The sequence below is a fragment of the Salinirubellus salinus genome (assembly GCF_025231485.1).
GTDB lineage: Archaea > Halobacteriota > Halobacteria > Halobacteriales > Haloarculaceae > Salinirubellus > Salinirubellus salinus.
On record NZ_CP104003.1, the window covers coordinates 3,205,829 to 3,228,130 of the forward strand.

29 protein-coding genes are annotated in these 22,302 nt (G+C 70.6%); 13 read left to right on the plus strand and 16 right to left on the minus strand.

Translation table 11 applies throughout. The annotated features are described in order from the left end of the window. Nucleotides 1-89: 89 nt before the first annotated feature. Nucleotides 90-827, plus strand: coding sequence for an SDR family oxidoreductase (locus tag N0B31_RS16840; RefSeq protein ID WP_260592783.1), 738 nt, complete (start codon nucleotides 90-92; stop codon nucleotides 825-827). Here the strand turns inward: N0B31_RS16840 and N0B31_RS16845 are convergent. Together N0B31_RS16845 and N0B31_RS16850 are read right to left on the minus strand one after the other, a co-directional pair. Beyond that, a complete protein-coding gene (locus N0B31_RS16845; protein ID WP_260592784.1) occupies nucleotides 814-1,239 on the minus strand; it encodes a DUF7988 family protein in 426 nt (141 codons plus the stop codon). The two genes, N0B31_RS16840 and N0B31_RS16845, sit on opposite strands and share 14 nt — an antisense overlap. Then, nucleotides 1,240-2,388, minus strand: coding sequence for an MBL fold metallo-hydrolase (locus N0B31_RS16850; protein ID WP_260592785.1), 1,149 nt, complete (start codon nucleotides 2,386-2,388; stop codon nucleotides 1,240-1,242). Nucleotides 2,389-2,464: 76 nt separating this feature from the next. On the opposite strand from N0B31_RS16850, the gene N0B31_RS16855 reads away from it, so the two are divergent. Next, nucleotides 2,465-3,109, plus strand: coding sequence for a rubrerythrin family protein (locus N0B31_RS16855; protein ID WP_260592786.1), 645 nt, complete (start codon nucleotides 2,465-2,467; stop codon nucleotides 3,107-3,109). Between the two features lie 133 nt (nucleotides 3,110-3,242). Here N0B31_RS16855 and N0B31_RS16860 read toward each other — a convergent pair whose 3' ends face one another. From N0B31_RS16860 to N0B31_RS16875, 4 genes are all read right to left on the minus strand, one after another. Beyond that, the gene (locus N0B31_RS16860; protein WP_260592787.1) at nucleotides 3,243-3,611 is read right to left on the minus strand and encodes a DUF8159 domain-containing protein; all 369 of its coding nucleotides are present in this window, start codon (nucleotides 3,609-3,611) and stop codon (nucleotides 3,243-3,245) included. A gap of 22 nt (nucleotides 3,612-3,633) precedes the next feature. Next, nucleotides 3,634-4,071: a response regulator gene (locus tag N0B31_RS16865; protein WP_260592788.1), complete on the minus strand. Its 438-nt coding sequence runs from the start codon at nucleotides 4,069-4,071 to the stop codon at nucleotides 3,634-3,636. 107 nt (nucleotides 4,072-4,178) lie between these two features. Next, nucleotides 4,179-4,646 carry an acyl-CoA thioesterase gene (locus N0B31_RS16870; RefSeq protein ID WP_260592789.1) on the minus strand — a complete coding sequence of 156 codons (468 nt, stop codon included), beginning with the start codon at nucleotides 4,644-4,646 and terminating at the stop codon, nucleotides 4,179-4,181. 51 nt (nucleotides 4,647-4,697) lie between these two features. Further along, nucleotides 4,698-5,405, minus strand: a complete 708-nt coding sequence (locus N0B31_RS16875) for a DUF6663 family protein (protein WP_260592790.1) — start codon at nucleotides 5,403-5,405, stop codon at nucleotides 4,698-4,700. Between the two features lie 101 nt (nucleotides 5,406-5,506). On the opposite strand from N0B31_RS16875, the gene msrB reads away from it, so the two are divergent. Together msrB and N0B31_RS16885 are read left to right on the plus strand one after the other, a co-directional pair. Beyond that, entirely contained in the window at nucleotides 5,507-5,905 is a 399-nt protein-coding gene (msrB, locus tag N0B31_RS16880; RefSeq protein WP_260592791.1) for a peptide-methionine (R)-S-oxide reductase MsrB, read from the plus strand. Nucleotides 5,906-6,058: 153 nt separating this feature from the next. Further along, a complete protein-coding gene (locus N0B31_RS16885) occupies nucleotides 6,059-6,568 on the plus strand; it encodes a DUF3592 domain-containing protein (protein WP_260592792.1) in 510 nt (169 codons plus the stop codon). A 4-nt stretch (nucleotides 6,569-6,572) separates the two neighbouring features. Here the strand turns inward: N0B31_RS16885 and N0B31_RS16890 are convergent, their stop codons facing one another. Both N0B31_RS16890 and N0B31_RS16895 read right to left on the minus strand, forming a co-directional pair. Further along, entirely contained in the window at nucleotides 6,573-6,836 is a 264-nt protein-coding gene (locus N0B31_RS16890; protein ID WP_260592793.1) for a hypothetical protein, read from the minus strand. Between the two features lie 151 nt (nucleotides 6,837-6,987). Then, entirely contained in the window at nucleotides 6,988-7,194 is a 207-nt protein-coding gene (locus N0B31_RS16895; protein WP_260592794.1) for a cold-shock protein, read from the minus strand. Nucleotides 7,195-7,405: 211 nt separating this feature from the next. Between N0B31_RS16895 and N0B31_RS16900 the strand changes: the two genes are divergently transcribed. Further along, nucleotides 7,406-7,672, plus strand: a complete 267-nt coding sequence (locus N0B31_RS16900) for a DUF7571 family protein (RefSeq protein WP_260592795.1) — start codon at nucleotides 7,406-7,408, stop codon at nucleotides 7,670-7,672. Between the two features lie 32 nt (nucleotides 7,673-7,704). Here N0B31_RS16900 and N0B31_RS16905 read toward each other — a convergent pair whose 3' ends face one another. Continuing rightward, the gene (locus N0B31_RS16905; RefSeq protein ID WP_260592796.1) at nucleotides 7,705-8,976 is read right to left on the minus strand and encodes an MFS transporter; all 1,272 of its coding nucleotides are present in this window, start codon (nucleotides 8,974-8,976) and stop codon (nucleotides 7,705-7,707) included. A 114-nt stretch (nucleotides 8,977-9,090) separates the two neighbouring features. On the opposite strand from N0B31_RS16905, the gene N0B31_RS16910 reads away from it, so the two are divergent. Next, a complete protein-coding gene (locus N0B31_RS16910) occupies nucleotides 9,091-9,819 on the plus strand; it encodes a halocyanin domain-containing protein (RefSeq protein WP_260592797.1) in 729 nt (242 codons plus the stop codon). Nucleotides 9,820-9,936: 117 nt separating this feature from the next. On the opposite strand, the gene N0B31_RS16915 is transcribed toward N0B31_RS16910, so the two are convergent. The 3 genes from N0B31_RS16915 to N0B31_RS16925 form a co-directional block, all read right to left on the minus strand. Beyond that, nucleotides 9,937-10,995, minus strand: a complete 1,059-nt coding sequence (locus tag N0B31_RS16915; RefSeq protein WP_368389194.1) for a Brp/Blh family beta-carotene 15,15'-dioxygenase — start codon at nucleotides 10,993-10,995, stop codon at nucleotides 9,937-9,939. Further along, the gene (locus tag N0B31_RS16920; RefSeq protein ID WP_260592798.1) at nucleotides 10,986-11,726 is read right to left on the minus strand and encodes a lycopene cyclase domain-containing protein; all 741 of its coding nucleotides are present in this window, start codon (nucleotides 11,724-11,726) and stop codon (nucleotides 10,986-10,988) included. The genes N0B31_RS16915 and N0B31_RS16920 overlap by 10 nt, the downstream gene beginning before the upstream one ends. A 75-nt stretch (nucleotides 11,727-11,801) precedes the next feature. Next, nucleotides 11,802-12,536 (minus strand): bacteriorhodopsin, encoded by a 735-nt coding sequence (locus tag N0B31_RS16925; RefSeq protein WP_260592799.1) that lies wholly within the window; start codon nucleotides 12,534-12,536, stop codon nucleotides 11,802-11,804. Nucleotides 12,537-12,761: 225 nt separating this feature from the next. On the opposite strand from N0B31_RS16925, the gene ubaA reads away from it, so the two are divergent. Next, the gene (gene ubaA, locus N0B31_RS16930) at nucleotides 12,762-13,580 is read left to right on the plus strand and encodes an SAMP-activating enzyme E1 (protein ID WP_260592800.1); all 819 of its coding nucleotides are present in this window, start codon (nucleotides 12,762-12,764) and stop codon (nucleotides 13,578-13,580) included. Here the strand turns inward: ubaA and N0B31_RS16935 are convergent. From N0B31_RS16935 to N0B31_RS16945, 3 genes are read right to left on the minus strand one after another with little or no spacing between them, the layout of a single operon-like run. After that, nucleotides 13,568-13,999, minus strand: coding sequence for a desampylase (locus N0B31_RS16935; protein WP_260592801.1), 432 nt, complete (start codon nucleotides 13,997-13,999; stop codon nucleotides 13,568-13,570). The genes ubaA and N0B31_RS16935 overlap by 13 nt on opposite strands. After that, the gene (locus N0B31_RS16940; RefSeq protein ID WP_260592802.1) at nucleotides 13,989-14,927 is read right to left on the minus strand and encodes a cobalamin-binding protein; all 939 of its coding nucleotides are present in this window, start codon (nucleotides 14,925-14,927) and stop codon (nucleotides 13,989-13,991) included. Before N0B31_RS16940 ends, N0B31_RS16935 begins: the two co-directional genes overlap by 11 nt. A 50-nt stretch (nucleotides 14,928-14,977) precedes the next feature. Beyond that, nucleotides 14,978-15,442, minus strand: coding sequence for a tautomerase family protein (locus tag N0B31_RS16945; protein WP_260592803.1), 465 nt, complete (start codon nucleotides 15,440-15,442; stop codon nucleotides 14,978-14,980). An 85-nt stretch (nucleotides 15,443-15,527) separates the two neighbouring features. Between N0B31_RS16945 and N0B31_RS16950 the strand changes: the two genes are divergently transcribed. Together N0B31_RS16950 and uvrB are read left to right on the plus strand one after the other, a co-directional pair. Beyond that, nucleotides 15,528-16,037, plus strand: a complete 510-nt coding sequence (locus N0B31_RS16950) for a protein-tyrosine phosphatase family protein (protein ID WP_260592804.1) — start codon at nucleotides 15,528-15,530, stop codon at nucleotides 16,035-16,037. A gap of 63 nt (nucleotides 16,038-16,100) precedes the next feature. Continuing rightward, nucleotides 16,101-18,152, plus strand: coding sequence for an excinuclease ABC subunit UvrB (uvrB, locus tag N0B31_RS16955; protein ID WP_260592805.1), 2,052 nt, complete (start codon nucleotides 16,101-16,103; stop codon nucleotides 18,150-18,152). Nucleotides 18,153-18,461: 309 nt separating this feature from the next. Here the strand turns inward: uvrB and N0B31_RS16960 are convergent, their stop codons facing one another. Then, nucleotides 18,462-19,250, minus strand: coding sequence for a sugar phosphate isomerase/epimerase family protein (locus N0B31_RS16960; protein WP_260592806.1), 789 nt, complete (start codon nucleotides 19,248-19,250; stop codon nucleotides 18,462-18,464). An 85-nt stretch (nucleotides 19,251-19,335) separates the two neighbouring features. Here N0B31_RS16960 and N0B31_RS16965 point away from each other — a divergent pair, with 85 nt between their 5' ends. The 4 genes from N0B31_RS16965 (at nucleotide 19,336) to N0B31_RS16980 (ending at nucleotide 22,296) form a co-directional block, all read left to right on the plus strand. Beyond that, nucleotides 19,336-19,572 (plus strand): hypothetical protein, encoded by a 237-nt coding sequence (locus N0B31_RS16965; protein ID WP_260592807.1) that lies wholly within the window; start codon nucleotides 19,336-19,338, stop codon nucleotides 19,570-19,572. Between the two features lie 91 nt (nucleotides 19,573-19,663). Continuing rightward, complete coding sequence (locus N0B31_RS16970; RefSeq protein ID WP_260592808.1) at nucleotides 19,664-20,821, plus strand: ABC transporter substrate-binding protein; 1,158 nt, start codon at nucleotides 19,664-19,666, stop codon at nucleotides 20,819-20,821. Nucleotide 20,822: 1 nt separating this feature from the next. Then, nucleotides 20,823-21,317: a DUF7552 domain-containing protein gene (locus tag N0B31_RS16975; protein ID WP_260592809.1), complete on the plus strand. Its 495-nt coding sequence runs from the start codon at nucleotides 20,823-20,825 to the stop codon at nucleotides 21,315-21,317. Between the two features lie 76 nt (nucleotides 21,318-21,393). Then, entirely contained in the window at nucleotides 21,394-22,296 is a 903-nt protein-coding gene (locus N0B31_RS16980; protein WP_260592810.1) for a HEAT repeat domain-containing protein, read from the plus strand. The last annotated feature ends 6 nt before the right edge of the window (nucleotides 22,297-22,302 follow it).

The following is a 22,302-nucleotide window of genomic DNA, read 5'->3' on the forward strand; positions in this document are numbered from 1 at the left end:
GCGCCCGACGGCTCCACTTCCGCCCCGGACTCACGGGCCGCTCCGGCGTCGGGGCAAGACGGATACGCCCCGGCTTCGTCGCCCCGTACATGACCGAGGGACCCCTCTCAGCGCAGACGGCGGTGGTGACGGGCGCGAGTTCCGGTATCGGGCGGGAGACGGCCCGCGTCCTCGCCCGTGAGGGCGCGAACGTGGTGCTGGCGGCCCGTCGTGAGGAGCGCCTACACGAGGTGGCCGACGACCTTGAGGCGGCCCACGACGCCGAGACGCTCGTCGTCCCCACGGACGTCCGCGACGAGGACGCGGTCGCCGACCTCGTGGACGCCGCAGCCGCCCAGTTCGGTGACCTCGACGTGGTGGTCGCCAACGCCGGGCTCGCCCGCGGGAGCGACGTCGAGTCGATGACGAGCGAGGCGTACCGCGCGATGCAGGACACCAACACCGACGGGGTGTTCTTCCTCACCCGCGCGGCCATCCCGTACCTGAAGGAGTCCGGTGGCCACCTGATCTACGTCGGGTCGTACGCCGGCGAGTACCCACGGCCGTACAACCCGGTGTACGCGGCGACGAAGTGGTGGCTACGCGGGTTCGCCAAGTCCGTCTCCGGGCAGGTCGGCGAGGACGACGTGGGCGTCACCGTCGTCAACCCCGCCGCGGTGCGGACGGAGTTCGACCTCGACGGGACGAGTCAGGCCGAACGGTTCGCCCCCGGCGAGGTGGTCGAACCCGCCGAGGTGGCCGAGGCCATCGCGTTCGCCGCCGAGCAGTCGCCGTCGATGGTCCACGAACTGAGCCTCTACGAGCGCGACAAGCTCACCGGGCTCTGAACTCGACCGAGACGGCCGACTCCGGGTCGGTCGGCCCGCGCACGTAGCGCGGCCGCTCGCCGGTCCGGTCCACCGCGAACGCCCGGAGCGTCACGACCAGTCGCCCCCCGTCGAGCGTCGCGCGCAGGACCACCCCCTCGCTGGTGACGACGACGTAGGGTGGGGCCGCGACGGGGGGAGCCGACAGCGTGGTACCCGCCCGGTCGACACACTCGGCGAGCAGGGCCGGCGACGCCTCGGCCAGCCCCGACCGCTCCAGAAACGACTCGAACGGGTCGACCACGGCCGTCCGGTCGGTGGTCCCGTCGCCGGCCCAGCCGTCGGCGACCCGGTCCGCGCAGGCCAGCACCCCCTCGACGAACGCGCGGCGCTCGCCCAGCAGGTGCTCGCGGGCGCCGGCGGGGTCGACCATTCAGTCCGCGGCGGCCGCGCAGTTGTTCGGTCCCAGCTCCACCTCGAACGCCTCGTCGGCGGCCAGCTCCGCACGGCCGAGGTTCGCCTCGATTATCTCCTCGAAGTTGGCCGGCCGCGGCGGTACGTCCGCGAGCACGCGCTCAACGAACGCCTCGCGGTCCTCGGAGAACACCGAGAGCGACTCGCGAAGGTCGCCGAGGCGGGCGGTGTAGCTCCCGTCCGCGCTGGGCACGTCGCCGGGCGTGTAGTGCCCCGGCGCGACGAGGGTTCCGTCGTCGAACCGTGCCAGTCGCTCCGTGAGCGTGCGGTGGAGTTCGCGGGCGTACTCCTCGGCACCCTCCGCGCCCTCCTGCAGGTCCGGCCGCGGCACGCCACGCGCGAACAGGCCGTCGCCGGTGAGGAGCACCTCGCCGACCCGCAGCGAGACCATCCCGGTCGTGTGGCCGGGCGTGGCGACCACCTCGACCTCGGTCTCTCCGATTCGGAGCGTGTCGCCGTCCCCGACCGTCTCGACGTCGAAGGTGACGCCACGCTCGACGGCGCGGGCGGACATCACGGGCGCCGCACCGGTCGCCGCGGCCACGTCGCGCAGGCCGGAGACGTGGTCGGCGTGGACGTGCGTGTCGACGGCGTAGCGGAGCTCGGCGCCGTAGTCGGTCGCGTCCGCGGCGTAGCGGTCGGCGAACGCGCGCAGTGGGTCGACGACGAGCGCGTCGCTCCCCGAGACGACGAGGTACGCGAGACACCCCGAGGAGGGCCGGCGGTACTGGACGACCGTGGCGTCGCCCGTCGCGTCGCTCGGCAGCTCGGTCGCCTCGTAGACGCGAGCGTAGGCCTCCATCCCGCCCGCGAGGTTGACGGCGTCGACGCCGGCCTCGCGGAGCATCGCGGCCACCTCGTCGCTGGCCTCGCCGCGCGGACAGACCGCGACGAGCGGTCCCTCGACGTCGGGGACGAGGTCCGTGACACCGCCGGTCACCTGCGCGGAGACGAACTTCACGTACGGCACCTCGACCCGGTCGACGGTCGGGCCGTCGAGCTTCCAGGCGTCGACCTCCTCGCGGTTCCTGATGTCGAGCAGCGTCACCTGCTCGCCGGCGTCCAGCCGTCGCTGGAGGTCGGCCGCGGTGATGGCGTCGTCGCTCATGGCCTCCGGTAGGCGGCCGAGGCGGATAACTTCGGGTGGGGGAAAGGCTACCCGGCTCGGCGACCACGGGTCGCTCATGAACGGCGAGGCACTCGTGGACGCGGTCCGTGAGAGCGAGGCGACGGCACTGGAGCGACTCGGGAAGGAGAAGGCACTCATCGCGGAGACGGACGCGTCGCTCGAGCGGGGCGACGTGCTCCGGGCGGCCGCCGCGGCCGAGGCGCGCGCGGAGGCGACGTTCGCGGCGTGGGCGGCCGACGAGCCGGACGACACCGCCCGCGAGGTGTTCGAGTCCGTCGCCGAGACGGAGGCCGACCACCGCGAGCGCATCGAGGCCCTGCTCGGCGAGTCGGTCGCCGACCCGGACCCGGACCCGGACCCGGACCCACTCCACGGGTACCTCCGGGGGCTGGAGTCGACCGCCGAGCGGGCGGGCGCGGGGCTGATCGGCCGGCCGCTGGCGGCCGAGCGCACGCTCCTGCAGGTGGTCAACTTCTTCGTCAACGAGGCGGAGAACGCCGCTGCCGACGAGTTCCGGACCATCCGGAGCGAGACGCAGGCCACCGTCGAGACGGGCGCGGAGGTGCTCGACGCGGTCTGTGTGGCCGACGGTGACTGGGTGCGCGCGCAGAAGGCCGCCGAGGACGCCATCGGGACGGCGTACGACGACTACGCCGAGACGCTCACCGGGATGGGACTGGACCCGAAGCCGGTCTGCTAGCGCTGGCGTGGTGGGCTGACAGGCGGGACCCGCTCGGTCGCTCTCCGGAGGCGGCGCCCCGCACAACGACCTCGACCGACCCCCGGCGACGGTCTGGTGATAGCCGGAAGTGGTCCCGGCTCCCCACTTCAACCTACGTCCGGACCGTCGAGAGGACGAGCGTCGAGAAGTCCGTCTCCGAGAGGTACCCCTCCTCCAGCGCGTACAGCCACCCCTCGCGGGCCTCCCAGCGGCCCTTCGGGTCCCGGTCGGAGACCGGTCCGTCCTCGATGTCGTACACCCACGCGTTCACGTCGCGCGGCTCCCAGCCGTCCTCGCGGGCGTCGAGCAGGACGTTCAGCAGGCGCCCGATCTCGCTCTTCGCCACGCCCTCTCCCTTCGTCGCCGTCTCGTAGGCGACGTGCAACGCCCCCTCGGACTCGGTGTAGTCGACCACGTACACCCCGTGACTCATCAGTCGCTCCTCCAGTCGTTCGGCCAGCTCGTCGTCCGAGACACTCATACCGCTCCCTGGGGGCTCCGTGCTATTCGGTGTTCCCGTCGCGTGCCTCGACCACCCCCCGGACCGTCGAGGCGAGTTCGTCGTACCGCTCGGTCCCCACACCCTTCCGGACGTAGGCGGTGTCGTCGAGACGCCCCACCCGGTCTTCCAGTTCGTCCGACCCCTTGTTCGTGAACATGACGAACGGGACGTCCTCCGTCTCCCGGATGGTCTCGAGCAGGTCCATGCCGTCGACGGCGGGCATCCGGTAGTCGCTGACGACGCAGTCGACCCGCTCCTCCCGGAGGACGCGACAGGCGTCCAGCGCGTTCTCGGCCGTCGCCACCTCGAACCCGTCCTCGCGCGACAGGAACTGGTCGGCGATGGTGAGGAGGTGCGGGTCGTCGTCGACCACCAGTACGTGTATCGGTGTCGTGGACCCGTCGGACGGTTTCCGTCTGGCCGGCGTCTCTGTCGTCATGGCGTGGGGAGCGTCGGGCCGCCCCGACGGATGGGGAGCGTATGTGCTCGGTGGTCTTGTGTGTTTGTGTCACTCACACTGGACCCGCTGGCGGCACTCCCTCCGGCTCAGACCGGGTCCGGTGCGACCGACTGGAAGCCGACGACGGCGTCGCGAAACGAGTCCGGAACCCGCACCGACCCTCCGCCCTCGGCGTCGACGGCGACGTGGGTGGCCGTCCCCGACGCGAGTGTCTCCTCGCCCCGACGACACCGCCACTCGAACGTGAGGCTACTGTTCCGGATGGCGCCGACGTAGGTACCGCAGACGAGGTCGTCGGGGAACCTCGCGGCGCCGTGGTAGTCCACGTCGACGTTCACGACGTGCGTCTCCCAGCCCTCCGCGACGAGCTGGTCGTAGGGGTAGTCGATCGCCTCGAGGAACGCCGCGAACGTCTCGTCGAGGTAGGTGAGGTACTCGCCGAAGAACACCACGCCCTGCGCGTCCGTCTCGGCGAACCGGACCCGCGTCTCCCACACGTCGTGGTACGGATCGGCCGCCTCGTCCGCGTCGCTCGAATCGAGTTCGTCTGCCATACCCCGAGGGGTCGCCGGGTGCGGATAAGCCTACGCCCCCCGGCGGATTCGTCAGTCGTGGTCGTGGTCGTGGCCACCGCTGCCACCGGGCGCGTCGAAGTCGAAATCCCCCTCGTAGCCGCCGGCCACGTCCACGTCGAGCGCGCCCGAGTCGAACAGCGAGGCGCCGAAGTACGTCTCGCGCATCGTCGTCGCGAGGACGCCGTCCCGGTCGAACGCGAGCACCACCGCGAGGAACGGCAGGTCGTGGTGGTCGACGACGAACGCGGCGAACGGCGGGTCCTCGGCCTCGGTGAGTCGTTCGAGCAGGGGTTCGAGCGGCTTCACGCCGTCGCGGAACTCCTCGAACAGGTCGCGCTGGCCCGGCTGGTCGGCGAAGGTGTAGACGACGCCGACCGGCTGGCCGCCCTGTTGCCCGACCAGCACCCGCGACCCCATCGGCTGGCCGGCCTCCTCCGCGTCGCGCCACGCTCCGTGGGCGTCGCCGAACAGGTCCTCCCGCGTGCGGGTGAACGCGACCGTCGTCTCCTCGATGACCTCGAGGTCGTCGAACCGCGGGTCACCGTCGTCCCACACGAGCTCGGCCCGGAGGCGGTTGCCCGCCGTCACCCCGTCGACGGCCGACTGCAACGGCTCGTCGTACCCCTCGCGGGCCACGTACGTTGGGTCGGCGCTCTCGACGTCGAGCAGGAGCCACTCCGCCCGGTCGCGTGTCGACTCCAGCACGCGGTACTCTCCCTCGGTGGTCTGCTCGGTCACGCCCGCCCGTAGGAGGGGCCCGTACAAGTCGGTGTGGCTTCGTGGTCGGTGGGCACGTCCGCGAGGCCAACGGCCAAGAGCCTGCAGTGCCTACTCGGAGTATGAGCAACGAACCGCGCGAGATGCCCCAGACCGACGAGGAGTGGCGGGAACTGCTGACCGACGAGGAGTACCGCATCCTCCGCGAGAAGGGGACCGAGCCGAAGTTCTCCTCGGACCTCATCGACTACGAGGGCGAGGGGACGTTCACCTGCGCCGGCTGTGGCACCGAACTGTTCGACTCGGACACGAAGTTCGGCTCCGGAACCGGGTGGCCCTCCTTCTACGACGCGAAGGAGGGCGCCGTCGAGTTCGAGGAGGACCGCTCGCACGGGATGGTCCGCACGGAGGTCCTCTGTGCGAACTGTGGTGGCCACCTCGGCCACGTCTTCGACGACGGGCCGAACCCGACGGGCCAGCGGTTCTGCATCAACGGGGCGGCGCTGGACGTCGAGGAGTGACGTCGGGCACGCTCCCCCGACCCACCACGCTTTTCTGAACGCCCGGTCAGCGACTATCCGATGCCTGTCGCCCTCCACGAGCACCGTCGCCCCCGTCGACCAGTATCGTCCGCCCGCCAGTTCCCCCCTTCCCCCCACGGTGGTGTGTGGTAGATGGGTCGTGACTCCGGCCTGCAGATCGACAGCGTCGGCGGGCCGAAGACGCTCGCGGGTGCCGTCGGCTTCCTGCTCGTCGGCCTCGCCATCACCGGCTACGGCGTCTACGACTACACCCAGCAGTCGGACGCCATCGACGACGCCGTCGAGGTGGACGCCACCGTCACGGAGGTGGGCATCGAGAGCCAGTCGAGCAGTTCGACCCGCGGCGTGAACTACGAACCGCAGGTCCGGTTCACGTACCAGTACGACGGGGAGACCTACGAGGGGACACGGCTGTTCCCCGCGACGACGGCCCCCGAGTACGAGACCGAGTCGGCCGCCCGCGACGCCGTGCGCGAGTACGAGGCCGGCGAGAACGTCACCGCGTACGTCGTGCCCGACGACCCGGACGGGGCGTTCCTCCGGGCCCAGCGCTCGGACACACCGCTGACACTCGCGGGTATCGGCGGGGTCCTGTCGCTGCTCGGCGGCGTGCTGACGGTGAAGCGCTACCGCGAACCCTGACGCGCTACTCGAACACCCGGCTCTCCGCCTCCAGTTCCTCGATGCCACGAGCCACCTCGCTCGCCTGCTCCGGGAACAGCGCCACCTCCACCTCGTTCCCGTCCGCGTCGGCGAACGCGAGTTTCACCCGGTTGTCGCCGAACTCCCGGACCTCCACCTCGTCGACGTCGTAGAGTTTCGCCGTCGCCGACTGGTTCGACGGGCCGACGTGCTTGAGCGCGCCCTCGTCGAGTTCGAACAGGAACCGGTCCATGTCGAGCGTGAACATGGGAGAGGCGACGGCGCCCGTGGAGATAGGCACTCGGGTGGGCCGGTCGAGCGTTCGGCGGGTGGCCGAGACGCGGCCGCCGCTCGGGACGTGCTGCCTCGAAAGAACGGTATCGTCGTCTATCGCGTGACGCGACGGACGAGTGTCGGTGTTACTGGCGGACGACGTTCGACGCGCGCGGTCCCTTGGGGGACGATTCGATGTCGAACTCGACCTCTTGGCCCTCCTCGAGGTCCGGACCGCCCACGTCCTCCATGTGGAAGAACACGTCCTCGTCGTCGTCGACCGCGTCGTCGTCAGTCGAGATGAAACCGTAGCCGCCTGTGTCGTTGAAGAAGTCAACTTTACCGGTTGCCATTACAGACGAACGTTGTGTGGTCCGGGGGATAACGCTTGCGAGGGTCGAGGTACCACGACCCGCCACCGGGGCGGTGGAGCTTCGACGCACCTGCCGGCCCACCGCGAGGCACCGGAAACCGGGCGACTGAGCGGGGGCGGTACCGGCAACCACGTCCTGTTCGATCACGTAGGTATATGTGCTGTGTTCACATAGTACAATCTGTACCGACATGAAACAGTGTCACCGCTGTCTGGCGGTCGTCGACGAGTACACTCTGGACAAACAACTCGAGCCCCTGCGCGACCTGACGGTCGACGACTTCAACCTCTGTGCGGACTGTACGACCATCGTCCCGGACGCGTGTGTGGACTGCGGCGGTGCGGTGTACGTCCCGCGCGGGTCGACCGACCCCGACATCTGCCCTGCCTGCCGGGTCGACCGCATCCGGCACACCGGCGAGGACCCCGGCTGGACCTGCGACACGGTGTCGAGCTGAGCGGGCACCGGTTCGGCCGGCCAGCTCTCCGTTCACCAACTCGTGAGCGCCTGCCGGCCGAAGGTCCGGGTCAGCAGGCCGACGAACGTCACCGCAGCCGACACCGCCGCGGCACCGCCGACGAAGAACACCCACGCCATCCCCGGCCCGGCCATCAGGAGGCCGCCGAGGATGGGCGCGCCGACGCTGCCGGGGCGCCAGACGATCTCGCGGATGCCGAACGAGGAGGCCACGCCCGAGGAGTCGCTGTCGGCTCCCTCGTCGGCGAACAGCGCCATGCTCGCGGGTTCGCGGAAGGCGTCGGCCACACCGAGCAGACCGTTCAGCGCGAGCAGGGGGAGGAACGCGGGCGAGAGCGCACCGACGACGGGGAAGGCGACGGGCGCGCCGAGCGCCGCGCCGATGGCCGGCGAGAACGGCACGCACAGCGCCACCAGCCCGTAGGCCCCGCCGCCGGCGAAGACGAACACGGAGCGACCGAAGCGGTCGGAGAGCCGCCCGGTGTAGGGCTGGGCGAGCATGTTCGTCACCTTCTCGGCGGCGATGACGACGCCGACGACGAGGCCGCCCGCCGCGAGCGTGGAGTAACCGAGACCGCCGCGAGCCACCTCGACGCCGGCGTAGATGGGCACCCACGTCCGGACGAGGGTCACGGCGACGGCGTACTGGGCGCGGAAGCCGGTGAGCGTGAGGATGCGGTCGTTGAACGCGAGGCCGGTGAACGGCGCGCCGTGGATGCGCGTCTCGTCGCGGGGGACGAACAGCGCGACGCCGAGGAACGCGAGCGCAAACAGGGCCACGAGGATGGCGTAGACGACCTCGAAGCCGTAGACGGAGTAGATGGCACCCGCCGCGATGGGGCCACCGACGCCGGCGGCCAGCCGGGCGGCGTTGGCCTTCCCGATGTGGTTCGCCCGCTCGGTCGTCGGCGAGAGTTCGCCCACCGTCGAGAGCGCGATGAGTGACGTGCCGGTGATGGCCGCGCCCTGCAGGCCGCGGACGAGGACGAACGAGAACGAGCCGTCGACGAGCGCGAACGCGACGTAGGTGAGGAGCGAGAGCGCGAGCGAGCCGAGCAGGACGAGCCGCTTGTCGTACCGGTCGCCGGCCCACGCCAGCGGGACGATGGCGGCGGCCTGCCCCAGCGTCAGCCCGGCGGTGAACAGCCCGACGACGAAGTCCGAGGGCTGGAAGAGGTTGATGTAGTCGGGCAGGAGCGTGGCGAGGGTGACGAGGCCGAAGCCGCCGGCGAACCGCGTGACGTAGAGCGCGAGGAACTGCAAGCGGCGGTCGGTGTCGGACACGGCTCGAACGGCGGGTGGCCCGGGCAAGGCGGTTGTGGTTCGCGGTGCTGCCCCCGTGCGCTCCCGGTGTGGCGATTCGACAGGCCCTTTATCTCCGCCCCGGAAACGCGATGCATGAACTCGGACGCCGACATGGGTCGGAGGGCGTTCCTCCGGACGAGCGCGGGTGCCGCGGCCGCGACGGCCGCCGCCGCGAGCGCGGGGACTGCCGCCGCACAGGACGAGGTCGACTACGGTGGCTGGTTCGACGACGTCTCCAACTTCGAGGGGACCGAGGACTTCACCGGGCAGGACACGGTCCGCGTCGAGGTGGGCGCGCAGGGCAACGGCGGCGCGTTCGCGTTCGAGCCGCCGGCCATCCGCGTCGACCCCGGCACCACCGTCGTCTTCGAGTGGACCGGCGAGGGCGGCCAGCACAACGTCCTCGAGGACGGCGGGGGTTACGAGTCCGAACTGATACAGGAGGCCGGCGTCCACTTCGCCGTCCAGTTCGAGGGCGAGGGCATCTCGAAGTACGTCTGTCAACCCCACGAGACCCTCGGGATGAAGGGGGCCGTCGTCGTCGGGAGCGGCGAGGGCGACGCCACCGGCAGCGCCGTCGAACCCCCGGCGGCGACCGAGGCGCCGGGCGGGAACGGCGGTGGTGGCGGCGGTGGCGAGGGCGGCGATGGCGGCACGGGTGGCGAGGGTGGTGAGGGCGGCGGCGAAGGAGGCGAGTTCGCCATCACCGACCTCGTCAGCGGCCCGGCGGGGCTGGCGATGCTCGCGATGGTGATGGCGCTGTTCTCGCCCATCGTGTTCGCCGTCGTCCTCTCGCTCGTCTACCGCGACCGCGAGGAGTAGGGAACGTTCTCCAGTCGCTCGAACGCCCCTGTCGTGACCGGCGAGCAGACGGGCGAGTCGCGGTACGACTGTACCGCACCGCTGTACTGCCGGTCGGCTCCGAGCGCGTCTGCCCGACTACGCCACCCGCCAGACGCCCTCCACCCGGTCCATCAGCGACACCACGACGACGTGTGGGAGCGTCAGCACCGCGATGAGGACGAGGTAGAGCCCCACCGTCTCCGGGAGCGTCCCCGGCCGGACGGGGACGAGCCAGTAGAACCCCGCGAGGAACGCGAGCGAGACGAGCGTGAGCGGTGCGGCGTCGCGGTAGAACCCCGCCAGCGCCGCGACGGCGTCCCCCCGGCGGAGCGCCCGCTCGCCGTCCGAGTCGAGCGTCACCAGCCGAGCGACGTGTCGCACCGCGTGCCAGAGACAGAAGTAGACACCCACAGCGAGTATCGGCGGGACCGCGAGGAAGAACGCCCACAACAGCGTGGTCTCGCCGGCGTCGCGGCGCCACCCGGCGTCCGCGAGGCCGCCCGGCGCCCGCGCGAGGCCGACTGCCAGCGTCGCCACGGTGAGCAGCGCGAACCCGACCCCCAGCGCGAGTCGCGTCTCGACACGAAACAGGGGGTCGAGCGCGGCCGCTTCGACGCCGAATCGCCCGACCAGCAGGGTCGCCACCTCGCGGTACTGGTCGACGCCGAGGAGGAGCGGGACGAGCATCGGCAGCCCACCACGGACGACCAGCGTGGCGACGCGCTGCCCGGTCGTCCGGAGGTGTTCGACCCCCTCCAGCGCGACGAGCGCGTGCACGTCGCCCTGTCCCCAGTGTGCCCACGTCATCGCGATGAAGAAGCCGAACGAGGCGACGGGTGCGAGGAACCACGCGGCGAGGTACGCGCCGCCCAGGACGCCGTAGAGCACGCCCACCCCGGCGAGCGACCGGAGCGTGGGTGCCTCACCGCGGACGCGCGTCGGCGCGAGGTGGTCGACGGCGCCGTGGGGCAGGCCGAGGAGGAGCGCGCTCACCGCGAGCGGGACGTACTGGACGACGAGCGGCACCTCGAGGCCGAGCGCGAACGGGAGGACGACCAGCGCGTGGAGCACCCAGACGGGCCGGATGGCGGTCCCGTCGAGCGTCTCTCGGACGGCGGCGTACCGGCCGTCGAACGCCGACCCGACTAGCGCCACCGGCGGATCACCCACTCCCAGAGGACGAGCCCCTGGACGACGAACACGTTCGTCACGAGGAAGAACACGGCCTCCTCGATGGGGAGTCCGAGCCCCGGCAGGTCGACCCCGAGGGTGTAGCGGTCGGAGATGTGCCAGATACCCGTCCGGATGGCGTAGGTGTCCAGTATCCAGAGGTAGAGCGTCGGCACCCCGACGGCGACGGTGACGGTCCGCCAGTGCCGGACGAGGTAGGTCCAGCCGAACCCCCACTGGAGCGCGAGCACCGGCCCGGCCCAGATAAGCAGGGTACCGAGGTAGAACCCGGCGTCCGTGGCGGCGAACCACCAGCCGACGACGCTGACGACACCGCCCGCGCCGACACCCAGGGCTCGTTGCGGCGCCGTGATGCGCAGGTCCGAGACGTCCACCCCGACGGTGTAGAGCCAGAGTGCGGTCAGCACCGTCTGGACGACGAAGAAGAGGTACTCGCCGAGCGGCGCGTGCCCGAAGGTGGCGAAGACGGCCCCCTCACCGTACCCCCAGACGCCCTGTGCGATGAGGTAGTTGTCCCACGGGGTGGTGTAGACGAACGCGGCGACGGCGAGGATGCCAATCCCGACCGCACGGGCGTCGAACCCGTAGAGCGAGGGCACCTCGACCCTGGTCCGGGCCCGTCGGGCGGTCACCCCGAGCACGGCCAGTGCGGGGAGCAGGAACAGCGCGTGGAACTGCAGGTAGGTGAGTGTCATCGTCAGTCGTGACTGTGGGGTCGTCGTCGGCCGAAAAATGGTCGTCGTCGGTTCACGAAGCGCACGGCCGCCCGCTCAGTCCGCAGCCTGTGCGGACGGAGCGGAGGCCTGGTCGAGGACGTCACGGCTGCGCAGCAGGATGAACCCGAACCCGACCTTCGCGGCCAGGTCGAGCACCATGAACGCGGCCGTCTCGACGCCCAGCGGAATCAGTCCGAGCGTCCCCTCGGTCCCGATGATCCACACGATGGGATAGGCGGTCCAGAGGACGATGACGAGATTCCGGAGTGTGCTGAACAGCGCAGCGACGTCGCCCGACTTCTGGGCGGCGTTCTTGCTCAGCGTGCTGACGAGGAAGTACAGCAGGACCACGAAGAAGCCCGTGCTGATACCCCACCACGCGATGCGCATCGCCGCGCCCTCGGTCGCGAGTGCACCGACGAGGCCGGTGATGATCATCGCCACGTCGAGCCCGACGAGTGTCGCGATGGTGTTACGGCTCGCCCCCGCGAGCAACGCGAGGTCGAGCAACAGAAGCGGGGTCGTGAACAGCCAGTCGGCGTAGCGAGCCCAGTATATCACCAGGGCTTCGCCGTCCACCACCACCTCGATGACGCCGAACCCCATGAACATCGAGAAGTACGACACCGCGGCGATGGCCGCGATGAAGATGGTGATGATGTAGAACTCCTGTTTCTTCTCGTTCGTCTCGCCCGCGCCCATCGCGATGAACGCGAGGGTACCGAGTGCCATCCCGAGGGTCCCGATCCCCAGCGCGATGGTTTCCAAGCCTGGTGCAGGTTGCGCCATGATGCATCTCCAAGTACGCACCAAGGTAGTATAAAAGCAGGTGGAAAGAACCGGCAAAGCAGTGGCTGTCGGGTGACACCCCGGCGTGTGCGTCCGGAAGTTCTCGTACTAGGTGATAAACCTTGTGCTGTACAGTGCCGGGTCCGGCGCTCACGCGCGCTCCTCGCACATCCCCGTTCCACTCCCGCCCCGTCGGCTTATGCCGGCGGCCCGCCAACGCCGCGTATGAGCCTCGACCTCTCGCCCGACCAACTCGACCGCTACTCCAGACACATCATCATGGACGACGTGGGGCCGGCCGGGCAGGCGAAACTGCTCGACGGACGGGTGCTCGTCGTCGGCGCCGGCGGGCTCGGCTCGCCCGTCCTGCAGTACCTCGCGGCCGCGGGCGTCGGGACGCTCGGTATCGTCGACGACGACACCGTCGAGCGGTCGAACCTCCAGCGACAGGTCGTCCACCGCGACGCGGACGTGGGCCGCCCCAAGGTCGAGTCGGCACGCGACTTCGTGAACGCTCAGAACCCGGACGTGACCGTCGAGACCCACGAGACACGCTTCGAGGTGGGGAACGCCGAGGGGTTCGTGGACGACTACGACGTGGTCGTCGACTGCTCGGACAACTTCGCCACCCGCTACCTCGTCAACGACGTCTGCACGCTCGCCGGGGTCCCGTTCTCCCACGGCGCCATCCTCCGCTTCGAGGGGCAGCTGACCACCTTCGAGGCCAACGAGGGTGGCCCCTGCTACCGCTGTCTGTTCCCCTCCGCCCCCGAACCGGGCACGGTGCCGGACTGCGCGACCGCCGGGGTACTGGGCGTCCTCCCGGGGACCGTCGGCACCATCCAGGCCACCGAGACCATCAAGCTCCTGCTGGAGTACGGCGAGACGCTCGACGGCCGGTTCCTCGTCTACGACGCCGCCGACACGACCTTCGAGGAGATCCCGATTCAGCCCCGGCCGGACTGCCCGGTCTGTCAGGAAGGGGGTATCGACTCCATCCACGACGTGACCTACGAGTCCACCTGCGGGATTCAGGCCGACTGAACCCGCACCGTCTCGGCCACGAATCCCTCCTCCTCCCCCGTCCACCGCCAGCTCCCCACCGTCGGCTCCGCGTCCGCCAGCGAGACGATACAGTAGGCGTATCCCACCCACGTCGCCTGCGCTTCGTCCACCCCGCTCGGCCGGGCCGGGCCCCGAGGATGTGAGTGGTAGAACCCGAGCACCTCGTGGCCGGCGTCCTCCAGCGCGTCCATCGCCCGCACCTGTTCGGCCGGGTCGAGTTCGTACCGGCTCTCCGGCGTGGCCGCGACGTTCGGGACCCGCCGCGTCTCGGTGACGCGCCCCCGGTCGCCCTCCCGCGTCCCGGCCAGCACCCCACACACCTCTTCGGGTGCGCCCTCGCGTGCGTGCGTGACGACGGCCTCCCACGCCGACCGCTCGAAGACGAGGTCAGTCGTCATCCGACGGGTGTCGCGCGGGCCGCCCGAGCGAGCGGACCGCCTCGTCCGCCGGAGCGTCGAACCGCTCCGGGTGTATCACGCCCGCGAGGTACTCCAGCGTCTCCACGAGCCGCGGTCCCGGCCGGTTCACGTAGTGGTGTCCGTCCATCGCGTACGCGCGGCCCTCGCGGACCGCGGTCAGGTCGGCCCACCCCTCGCGCTCGGTGAGCGTGTCGAGGTGCTCCAGCGTCTGGTCCAGCCCGAACCCGCAGGGCGCCACGACGAGCACCTCGGGGTCGTACTCACGTATCTCCGACCACTCCCGCGGGCGCGAGCGCCCCTCGGGTTCCTCCAGTCCGTACGCGCCACCGGCCGTCTCCACGAGACCGGGGACCCAGTGGCCCGCGACCATCACCGGGTCCGTCCAGTCGAGGACGGCCACGCGGGGCCGGTCGAGGTCGACGGCGCGTTCGCGCACCGCCTCCACGCGTGACCGGAGGTCGGCCAGCAGCTCCGTGGCGGCCGCCTCGCGTCCGAGCGCCGCCCCGATGCGCTCGACGTCGTCGAACACGTCCTCGAGCGAGTGGGGGTCCGTCGTGAGCACCTCGCAGTCGAGGCCGAGTTCGTCGACGGCCTCGCGGACGAGGACGGCGTCGACCGCGCACACGTCACAGATGCCCTGCGAGACGACGATGTCGGGGTCGGCGCGTTCCAGCGCCGCGAGGTCGATCTCGTAGACGCCGCCCGCCTGCTCGGCCTGCACGACCTGCTCGTCGATGGAGGCGGGTGAGGCCTCGGGGTCCACGTTCGAGCGGTTGACCGCCGGGAGGGCGGCGGCCTCGGGCGGGTAGTCACACTCGTGGGAGGTAGCGACCGGTTCGACGCCGAGGGCGTAGACGAGCTCCGTCGCCGACGGCAGGAGCGTGACGACGCGAGGGGTGTCGGACATACCACCCGGTACGGGGTGCGGGAGTGTAAAGCGGGGTGTCGCGCGGCCGGTCAGTCGTCGTCGGCCTCCAGTTCCTCGGGGGCCGCCTCGGCCAGCTCCGCCCCGACGACGTTCGCGATCTCGGCCGAGGAGAGCCGCGATCCGCCCGCGCCCCAGTGGCGCGACGGCACCTCGTCGACGACGACCCAGCAGGCCATCGGGACGAACGCGTCCTCGCCGACCACCTCGCGGACGGCGTCGGTCATCCCCGCGACGAGGTGGTCCTTCCCCGCCTCGTCGGCGATACCCGCGGCGAGGTGGGCGTGTATCAGGTACCGCGGGTCGTCGCTGCGCTCGCCTCCGACCTGCCAGTGGCCCCGGTCGTACTCGTCGACGGTGACCCACGTCACCGGCTTGGCCTTCTCGAGGTCCGAGCCCTCGGCGTCGCTCGCGACCTCGGTCAGCCGCGTGGCGAGGTCGTCCAGTTGCTCGTCGCTCAGTGCGCCACGCTGGACCTTCGCCTCGATGAGTGGCATAGCCGTGTGCTAGCTGTCCACGCACCTTACTGTTGTGTCGGCGACGGGCCCTCACCGCTTTGTCCCGCCGGACCCACGGCCCACCGTGCCGTACAACTTCGCCCCCGCCACGCCCGACGAACCGACGGTGTTCGGTGCCTGCCGGCCCGGTCACCGCCGCGCGCCGCCGGACGACACCGTGGTCGACTGGCTCTCGTTCGCCGACGACCGGGGCATCGACCGGGTCTGCTGTCTCCTCGACGGGGCGCACCTGTCACACTACGACGACCTGCTCGGGACCTACCGCGACCACTTCGGGGCCGACCGCGTCCTGCACGCCCCGGTGACGGACTTCGAGCCCATCGACCGCGACCTGTTCTGTGACGAGGTCCTGCCGTTCCTCCAGGAGGCCGACGCCGCGGGCGAACGCGTCCTCGTCCACTGTTCGGCCGGCATCGGGCGGACGGGCCACGTCCTCGCGCTGTGGCTCGTCCACGAGCGTGGCTACGGCCTCGAGGCGGCGATAGGGGCCGTCGAGGCGGCCGACGCGACCCGCGCACCGCTGGAGGGTGGCAAGCGCCTCGCCGACCTCCGGGACCTCCGCTGTGCGGACTGAGCGGGCCGACCACTCCCACCGCGAACCGACTCCTCAAGTGCGAGCGACCCCTGCGTTCCACCAATGAGCAACACCGGCGGCGCGCTCCAGCCGGACCGGCCCGAGGCGGCGGTACCGTTCCGGGTCGAGGCCCCGTTCGACCCCGCGGGCGACCAGCCCGAGGCCATCGAGCAACTCGTCTCCGGCTACGAGTCCGGGATGCGCGAGCAGACCCTGCTCGGCGTGACCGGGTCGGGCAAGACCAACACCGTCTCGTGGGTGGTCGAGGAGACCCAGCAGCCCACGCTCGTCATCGCCCACAACAAGACCCTCGCCGCACAGCTCTACGAGGAGTTCCGCAACCTGTTCCCGGACAACGCGGTCGAGTACTTCGTCAGCTACTACGACTACTACCAGCCGGAGGCCTACGTCGAGCAGACGGACACCTACATCGACAAGGACGCGAGCATCAACGACGAGATCGACCGCCTGCGCCACTCCGCGACCCGGTCGCTCCTGACCCGCGACGACGTCATCGTGGTCGCCTCGGTCTCGGCCATCTACGGGCTGGGTGACCCGCGGAACTACGTCGACATGGCGATGCGGCTGGAGGTCGGCCAGCAGATCGATCGCGACGAACTGCTCTCGCGGCTGGTGGACCTGAACTACGAGCGCAACGACGTGGACTTCACGAACGGCACGTTCCGGGTCCGGGGCGACACCGTCGAGGTGTTCCCGATGTACGGCCGTTACGCTGTCCGCGTGGAGTTCTGGGGCGACGAGGTCGACCGGATGAGCAAGCTCGACCCGCTGGAGGGGGAACTCAAGTCCGAGGAGCCCGCGGTGTTGTTCCACCCCGCGGAGCACTACTCCATCCCCGAGGAGCGACTGGAGCGGGCCATCGAGGAGATCGAGGAGCAGATGGAGCGCCGGGTCCGCTACTTCGAGCGCAAGGGTAATCTCGTGGCGGCCCAGCGCATCGAGGAGCGCACCACGTTCGACCTCGAGATGATGCGCGAGACGGGCTACTGCTCGGGTATCGAGAACTACTCGCTGCACCTGAGCGACCGCGAGAGCGGGGAAGCGCCCTACACCCTGCTCGACTACTTCCCCGACGAGTTCCTCACCGTCGTGGACGAGTCCCACCAGACGCTCCCACAGGTTCGGGGCCAGCTCGCCGGCGACAAGGCCCGCAAGGAGTCGCTCGTCGAGAACGGCTTCCGGCTCCCCACCGCGTTCGACAACCGACCCCTGTCGTTCGAGGAGTTCACGGCGAAGACCGACCGGATGCTCTACGTGAGCGCGACGCCCGGGGACTACGAGCGCGAGCACTCCGAGCAGATCGTCGAGCAGATCGTCCGGCCCACGCACCTCGTCGACCCGAAGGTCGAGGTGACCGACGCGCAGGGACAGGTCGAGGACCTCATGGAGCGCATCGACGAGCGCATCGACCGCGGCGAGCGAACGCTCGTCACCACCCTCACCAAGCGGATGGCCGAGGACCTCACCGAGTACCTCGAGGAGGCGGGCGTCGCCGTCGAGTACATGCACGACGAGACGGACACACTCGAACGCCACGAACTCGTCCGCGGCCTGCGCAAGGGGGAGTTCGACGTGCTCGTCGGCATCAACCTCCTGCGAGAGGGGCTGGACATCCCCGAGGTGTCGCTCGTCGCCATCCTCGACGCCGACCAGCAGGGGTTCCTCCGCTCCAGAACGACGCTCATCCAGACGATGGGCCGGGCCGCCCGGAACGTCAACGGCGAGGTCGTCCTCTACGCCGACGAGGTGACCGACGCCATGCGCGAGGCCATCGACGAGACCCAGCGCCGTCGCCGCATCCAGACGGAGTTCAACGAGGAACACGGCCACGAGCCGACGACCATCGAGAAGGCCATCGGCGAGACGAACCTCCCCGGCTCGAAGACGGACACGGGCGGCGTCTCCGGGCTGGAGGCGGACGACCCCGAGGAGGCCGAGATACTGATAGAGCAGCTGGAGGAGCGGATGAGCGCGGCCGCGGACAACCTCGAGTTCGAACTCGCGGCGGACATCCGCGACCGTATCCGGAAGCTCCGAGAGGAGTTCGAGATGGACGCTGACGACGGGGTACCGGCGCCGGTGGACGAGTTCTAGAGGACAGCGTCTCGCTGTTGGCTCGTGGAGTCGGAGTGTACGTGGGTGTGCGTGGAGTCGAGCGGGGAGCCGAGCGCGGTACAACTGGACCCCACCGTTGGACTCGCTACGCTCGGCCAGCGAGGCTCGCCTCACCTCGTTCGGCTCGCCACCGCTCAGCACCGCAGCGCGACCGCCGCCGGCGGCCGTGCTTGGCGGTCCAGTTGTACCGCGATTCGTGGGTCTGCTCGTCGGTCGAACCGCTGTCACGCCGCGGTTCGTACGCGTCCGCTGGACCTGCTAGTGGCACACGCCCTCGGTGGCCACGTCTCACCCTACCAGTTCGTCGACGTGGCGCTTCCCCAGCGCAATGGTGTCGTAGTCGTGGGTCCCGACTTCGAGCGTCGCCGTCCCCTTCCACCCTGCCAGCCCCTCGAACACCGTCGCGAAGTCGATGCGGCCCATCCCCACCGGCAGGTGTTCGTCCCCGCTCCGGGTGTCGACGAGGTGGAGGTGGGCGATGCGGTCTGTCCACTCGCGGCAGAACGCGGCCATCTCGGCCTCGTCCATCCCGGCGAGCAGGGCGTGGCTGGTGTCGAACGTCATCGCCATCTCCGGGTAGCGCTCGAGCAGGTCCGGGAAGCCGTGGACGTCGTAGTAGCCGTTCACGATGTTCTCGACGCACGGCGTGAGGCCGCGCTCGCGGGCCGCCGGCACCAGTTCGTCCAGTCCGGCGTGGACGAACTCGCGGGTCTCGGCCTCGGTCCAGCCGCGCTCCCACGCGTCCGAGTCGGGGTGGAAGACGACCCGGTCCGCGCCCAGGTCGACGGCGAGGTCCATCCCGGCGACGAACTCTCGGACGACGCCCTCGCGGACCGATTCGAACGGGGACCCCACGGCGACGGCGAACGGGAGGTGGACCGCGCAGTCGACGCCGTGCGCCTCGAGCGTCTCGCGCATCGCGTCGGCGTGCGACTCGATTCGGTGGCGGGCGTAGGGCCCGTCGAGCAGTATCTCGACGAACGCGAACCCCTCCCGGGCGGCGAACGCGACGCTGGTCTCGAAGTCGAGGCCGAGCCCGACGGTGTAGCCCACTGAGAGGGTGGGAGGGCTGTCCATGGCGGCCTTGCGACGTGCTCCCGGAAATGGATTCGGGGCTGCCGGGGGACAGGGAGTTATGCCGCCGCCCCGCGTCCGGTGGGGCATGGAACTGCGACTCACCCGGACCGAGCGGCGAGTGCTCGCCGTCGGGGCGTTGCTGAACGGCCTCGCGCACCTCGCCTTCCCCGGCCTGCTGACCGACCTCGTACGGATGGTGTACGACGCGGCGCTCGACGTCTCGTTCGTCCCGCGCGACGAGACGGACCGGCGGGTCCGCGCGCTGGGCGTGCTCTCGTGTCTGCTGGTCCCGCTGCTGTTCCTCGTGCCGCTGGAGGAGTAGCGGGCGACCCGGGCGGGGTCCCTCGCGAGCCGTGCTTTCGGGCGGCCTAAAATTCGACGGATTCTTGTATCCTTAGGCTGGCCTAAAACTCATGGAACGACCGACGCGACGAGGCCTGCTGGCCGGTGGTGCGGCGGCCACGGCGCTCCTCGCTGGCTGTACGAGTACCGACACCGGCGACGACGGGACACCGACGAGTACACCCGCGGACACGGCGACCGAGACGGCGACACCCGACTCGTCGTACGACGTCGAGATGGCACCGGCCGGGACGGTGACGTTCGACGCCCCGCCCGAGTCGGTCACGCACTACTTCCCCGACTACGGCGACATGGCGGTGGCGCTCGGCCACGGCGACTCGGTCGTCTCGATGGGGCTCCCCTCCCGGTTCCACACGAGCCACTACGACGAACTGGACGGGGTGCGCTTCGACGTCGACTCGCTGACGAAGTTGAACGGCGACAGCGGCATCGACAAGGAGGTGTTCTACGAACTGGACGCGGACCTCCACCTCGTCGACCCGCAGTGGCTCGTGCACAACTCCTTCTTCGGCCTGGACGAGGCCGACGTCGCGGAGGTGCGCGAGAACGTCGCGCCGTTCCTCGGGAACACCATCTTCCGGCGCACCGACTCGTGGCACGACTACCGCTACTACACGCTGTACGAGGCGTTCGAGAAGGTCGCACAGGTCCACCGGGAGGAGGCGAAGTTCGAGGCCTTCCGCGCACTCCACGACGAGTACGTCGAGCGCGTGCAGTCGGAACTCCCGTCCGAGGGCGACCGGCCGAACGCGCTGCTCACGTTCGCCGCGGCCGACGACCCCGAGGCGTTCTACCCCTACCGTGTGAGCGACGAGGGGACGAACAAGAAGCAGTTCCACGACCTCGGCATCACCGACGCGCTGGCCGGGACGGGTATCGAGGGGCTCTCGACGAACGACCGGGGCCAGATCGACTACGAGACGATGCTGGAGGTGGACCCCGACTCGATCCTGGTGCGGGGCCACGAGACCAAGACCGAGCAGGAGTTCCGCGACACCGTCCTCGCGTTCATGCGCGAGCACAGCGTGGCGAGCGACCTCACCGCCGTCCAGGAGGGGCAGGTGTTCCGCGGCGGGCCCATCTACGCCGGCCCGCTCCACCACCTGTTCCTGCTGGAGCGGTACGCGACCGGGTTCTTCCCCGAGACGTTCTCGGGCGAACTGTTCGACCGGGGCCGCGTGAGCGACATCGTGGCCGGCGAGAACTGAGATGCCGCCCGCGAGCGACGAGTCGACGGAGACGCCCGCCTACGAGTCACCGCTGCTCCGGGCTCGCGACCGGGTGGCGGCGCTCGTCGCCGACGAGGGCCCGTTCACGGTCGCCTGCGCCGAGACCGGCGTGAGTCCGCCGCCCGTCTCGGACGCCCGGTTCGCGTCGTTCGCGGACGCCGAACGCGCCCGCGACGCGGCGGTCGACTACCGGACGGCGCTCCGGAACCTCGACCCGGGGCTCCCCTCCTACGACCTCGCAGTCTGCGAGGCGCGGGACACGTCGCTCGGGTTCGCCAGCGTCCGCGAGACGACGGCCGACCGGCGGGCGAACGGTCTCCCGCGGACGCGCCGGACGGTCACGCTGGCCGGTGCCGGCTCCGACGAGTGGCTCCGCGTCGAGAACGCACCCGTGGTCGACCTCGTCGGCCCGGAGACGCTCCTCGACGACGAGGTGGTCGAGCGGCAACTGGAGGCGATGGGGCGCGAGCGGTGACGACGTGACCGGGGGCGTGCCCGGCGAGCTTCGCGCGCCACCGGGATTGATGCCCCCGCCGCACCCGGAGGATGACGTGACCGACGAGGAGTCAACCCCCCCGTTGCTGGCCGCCCGCGAGGGGCCCGACCGACTCGCGGCGGCGCTTCCGGCCGCCCCCGACGCCCGTGCCGACACCATCCGCGCCGTCCGTGACCGTGCCGAGGCCGACCCGGCGAGCGTGGCAGACGCTCTCCCCGGACTCGCGGTCCTGTTCGACGACGAGGCCGACACGGTGCGACTGCTGACCGCCAAGACGTTCCTCGCCGTCGCCGAGGCAGATCCGACGGCGGTTCCGACCGAGCCGCTCCGTGCGGCGCTCGACGACGAGTTCTACTACGTCCGCGGCCGGGCCGCACAGGCGCTCGGACGGGTCGCTCGCGCGACGGGCGGGGCCGACCCGACCCTCGTGGCCCGCCTGCTCAACGGGCTCTCACTCGAACGCGAGGAGTCCCGCGAACGTTACGCGGGTGCGCTGGCGGACGTGGCGCTCGGCGTGCCCGACGCGCTCCGGACGGTGAGCCCCGACCTCGCCGACTCGCTCGGGGACGGCGACGTCCGGGTACGTTACCACCTCGCCACGGCGCTGGCGGCGCTCGCCGTCGCGCACCCGGGCCGGGTCGAGGCGGTGGCCGACCGCCTGCGCGAGCGACTTGAGGACGAGGACCCGCACGTCGCCGGGCGGGCGGCCGAGGCACTCGGGTACGCGGGCGTCGACTGTGACCCGCCGACGCCAGCTGAAGACGGCGACGACGCCCACGCGTTCGCGGCCGAGCGTGCCGCGTTCGCTCGCGACCCCGACTCGTCGACCCGTGAGCGACTGGGCGCCGACCTCCGAGGGGGACACGACGCCGTGGCCGAGCGTGTCGGTGTGCCCGACGAACCGGACGGCCCGCCGGGACTCCCGCCCGGAGTGGGTCCCGGTGGCAGGCCGTTCTGAACGCCC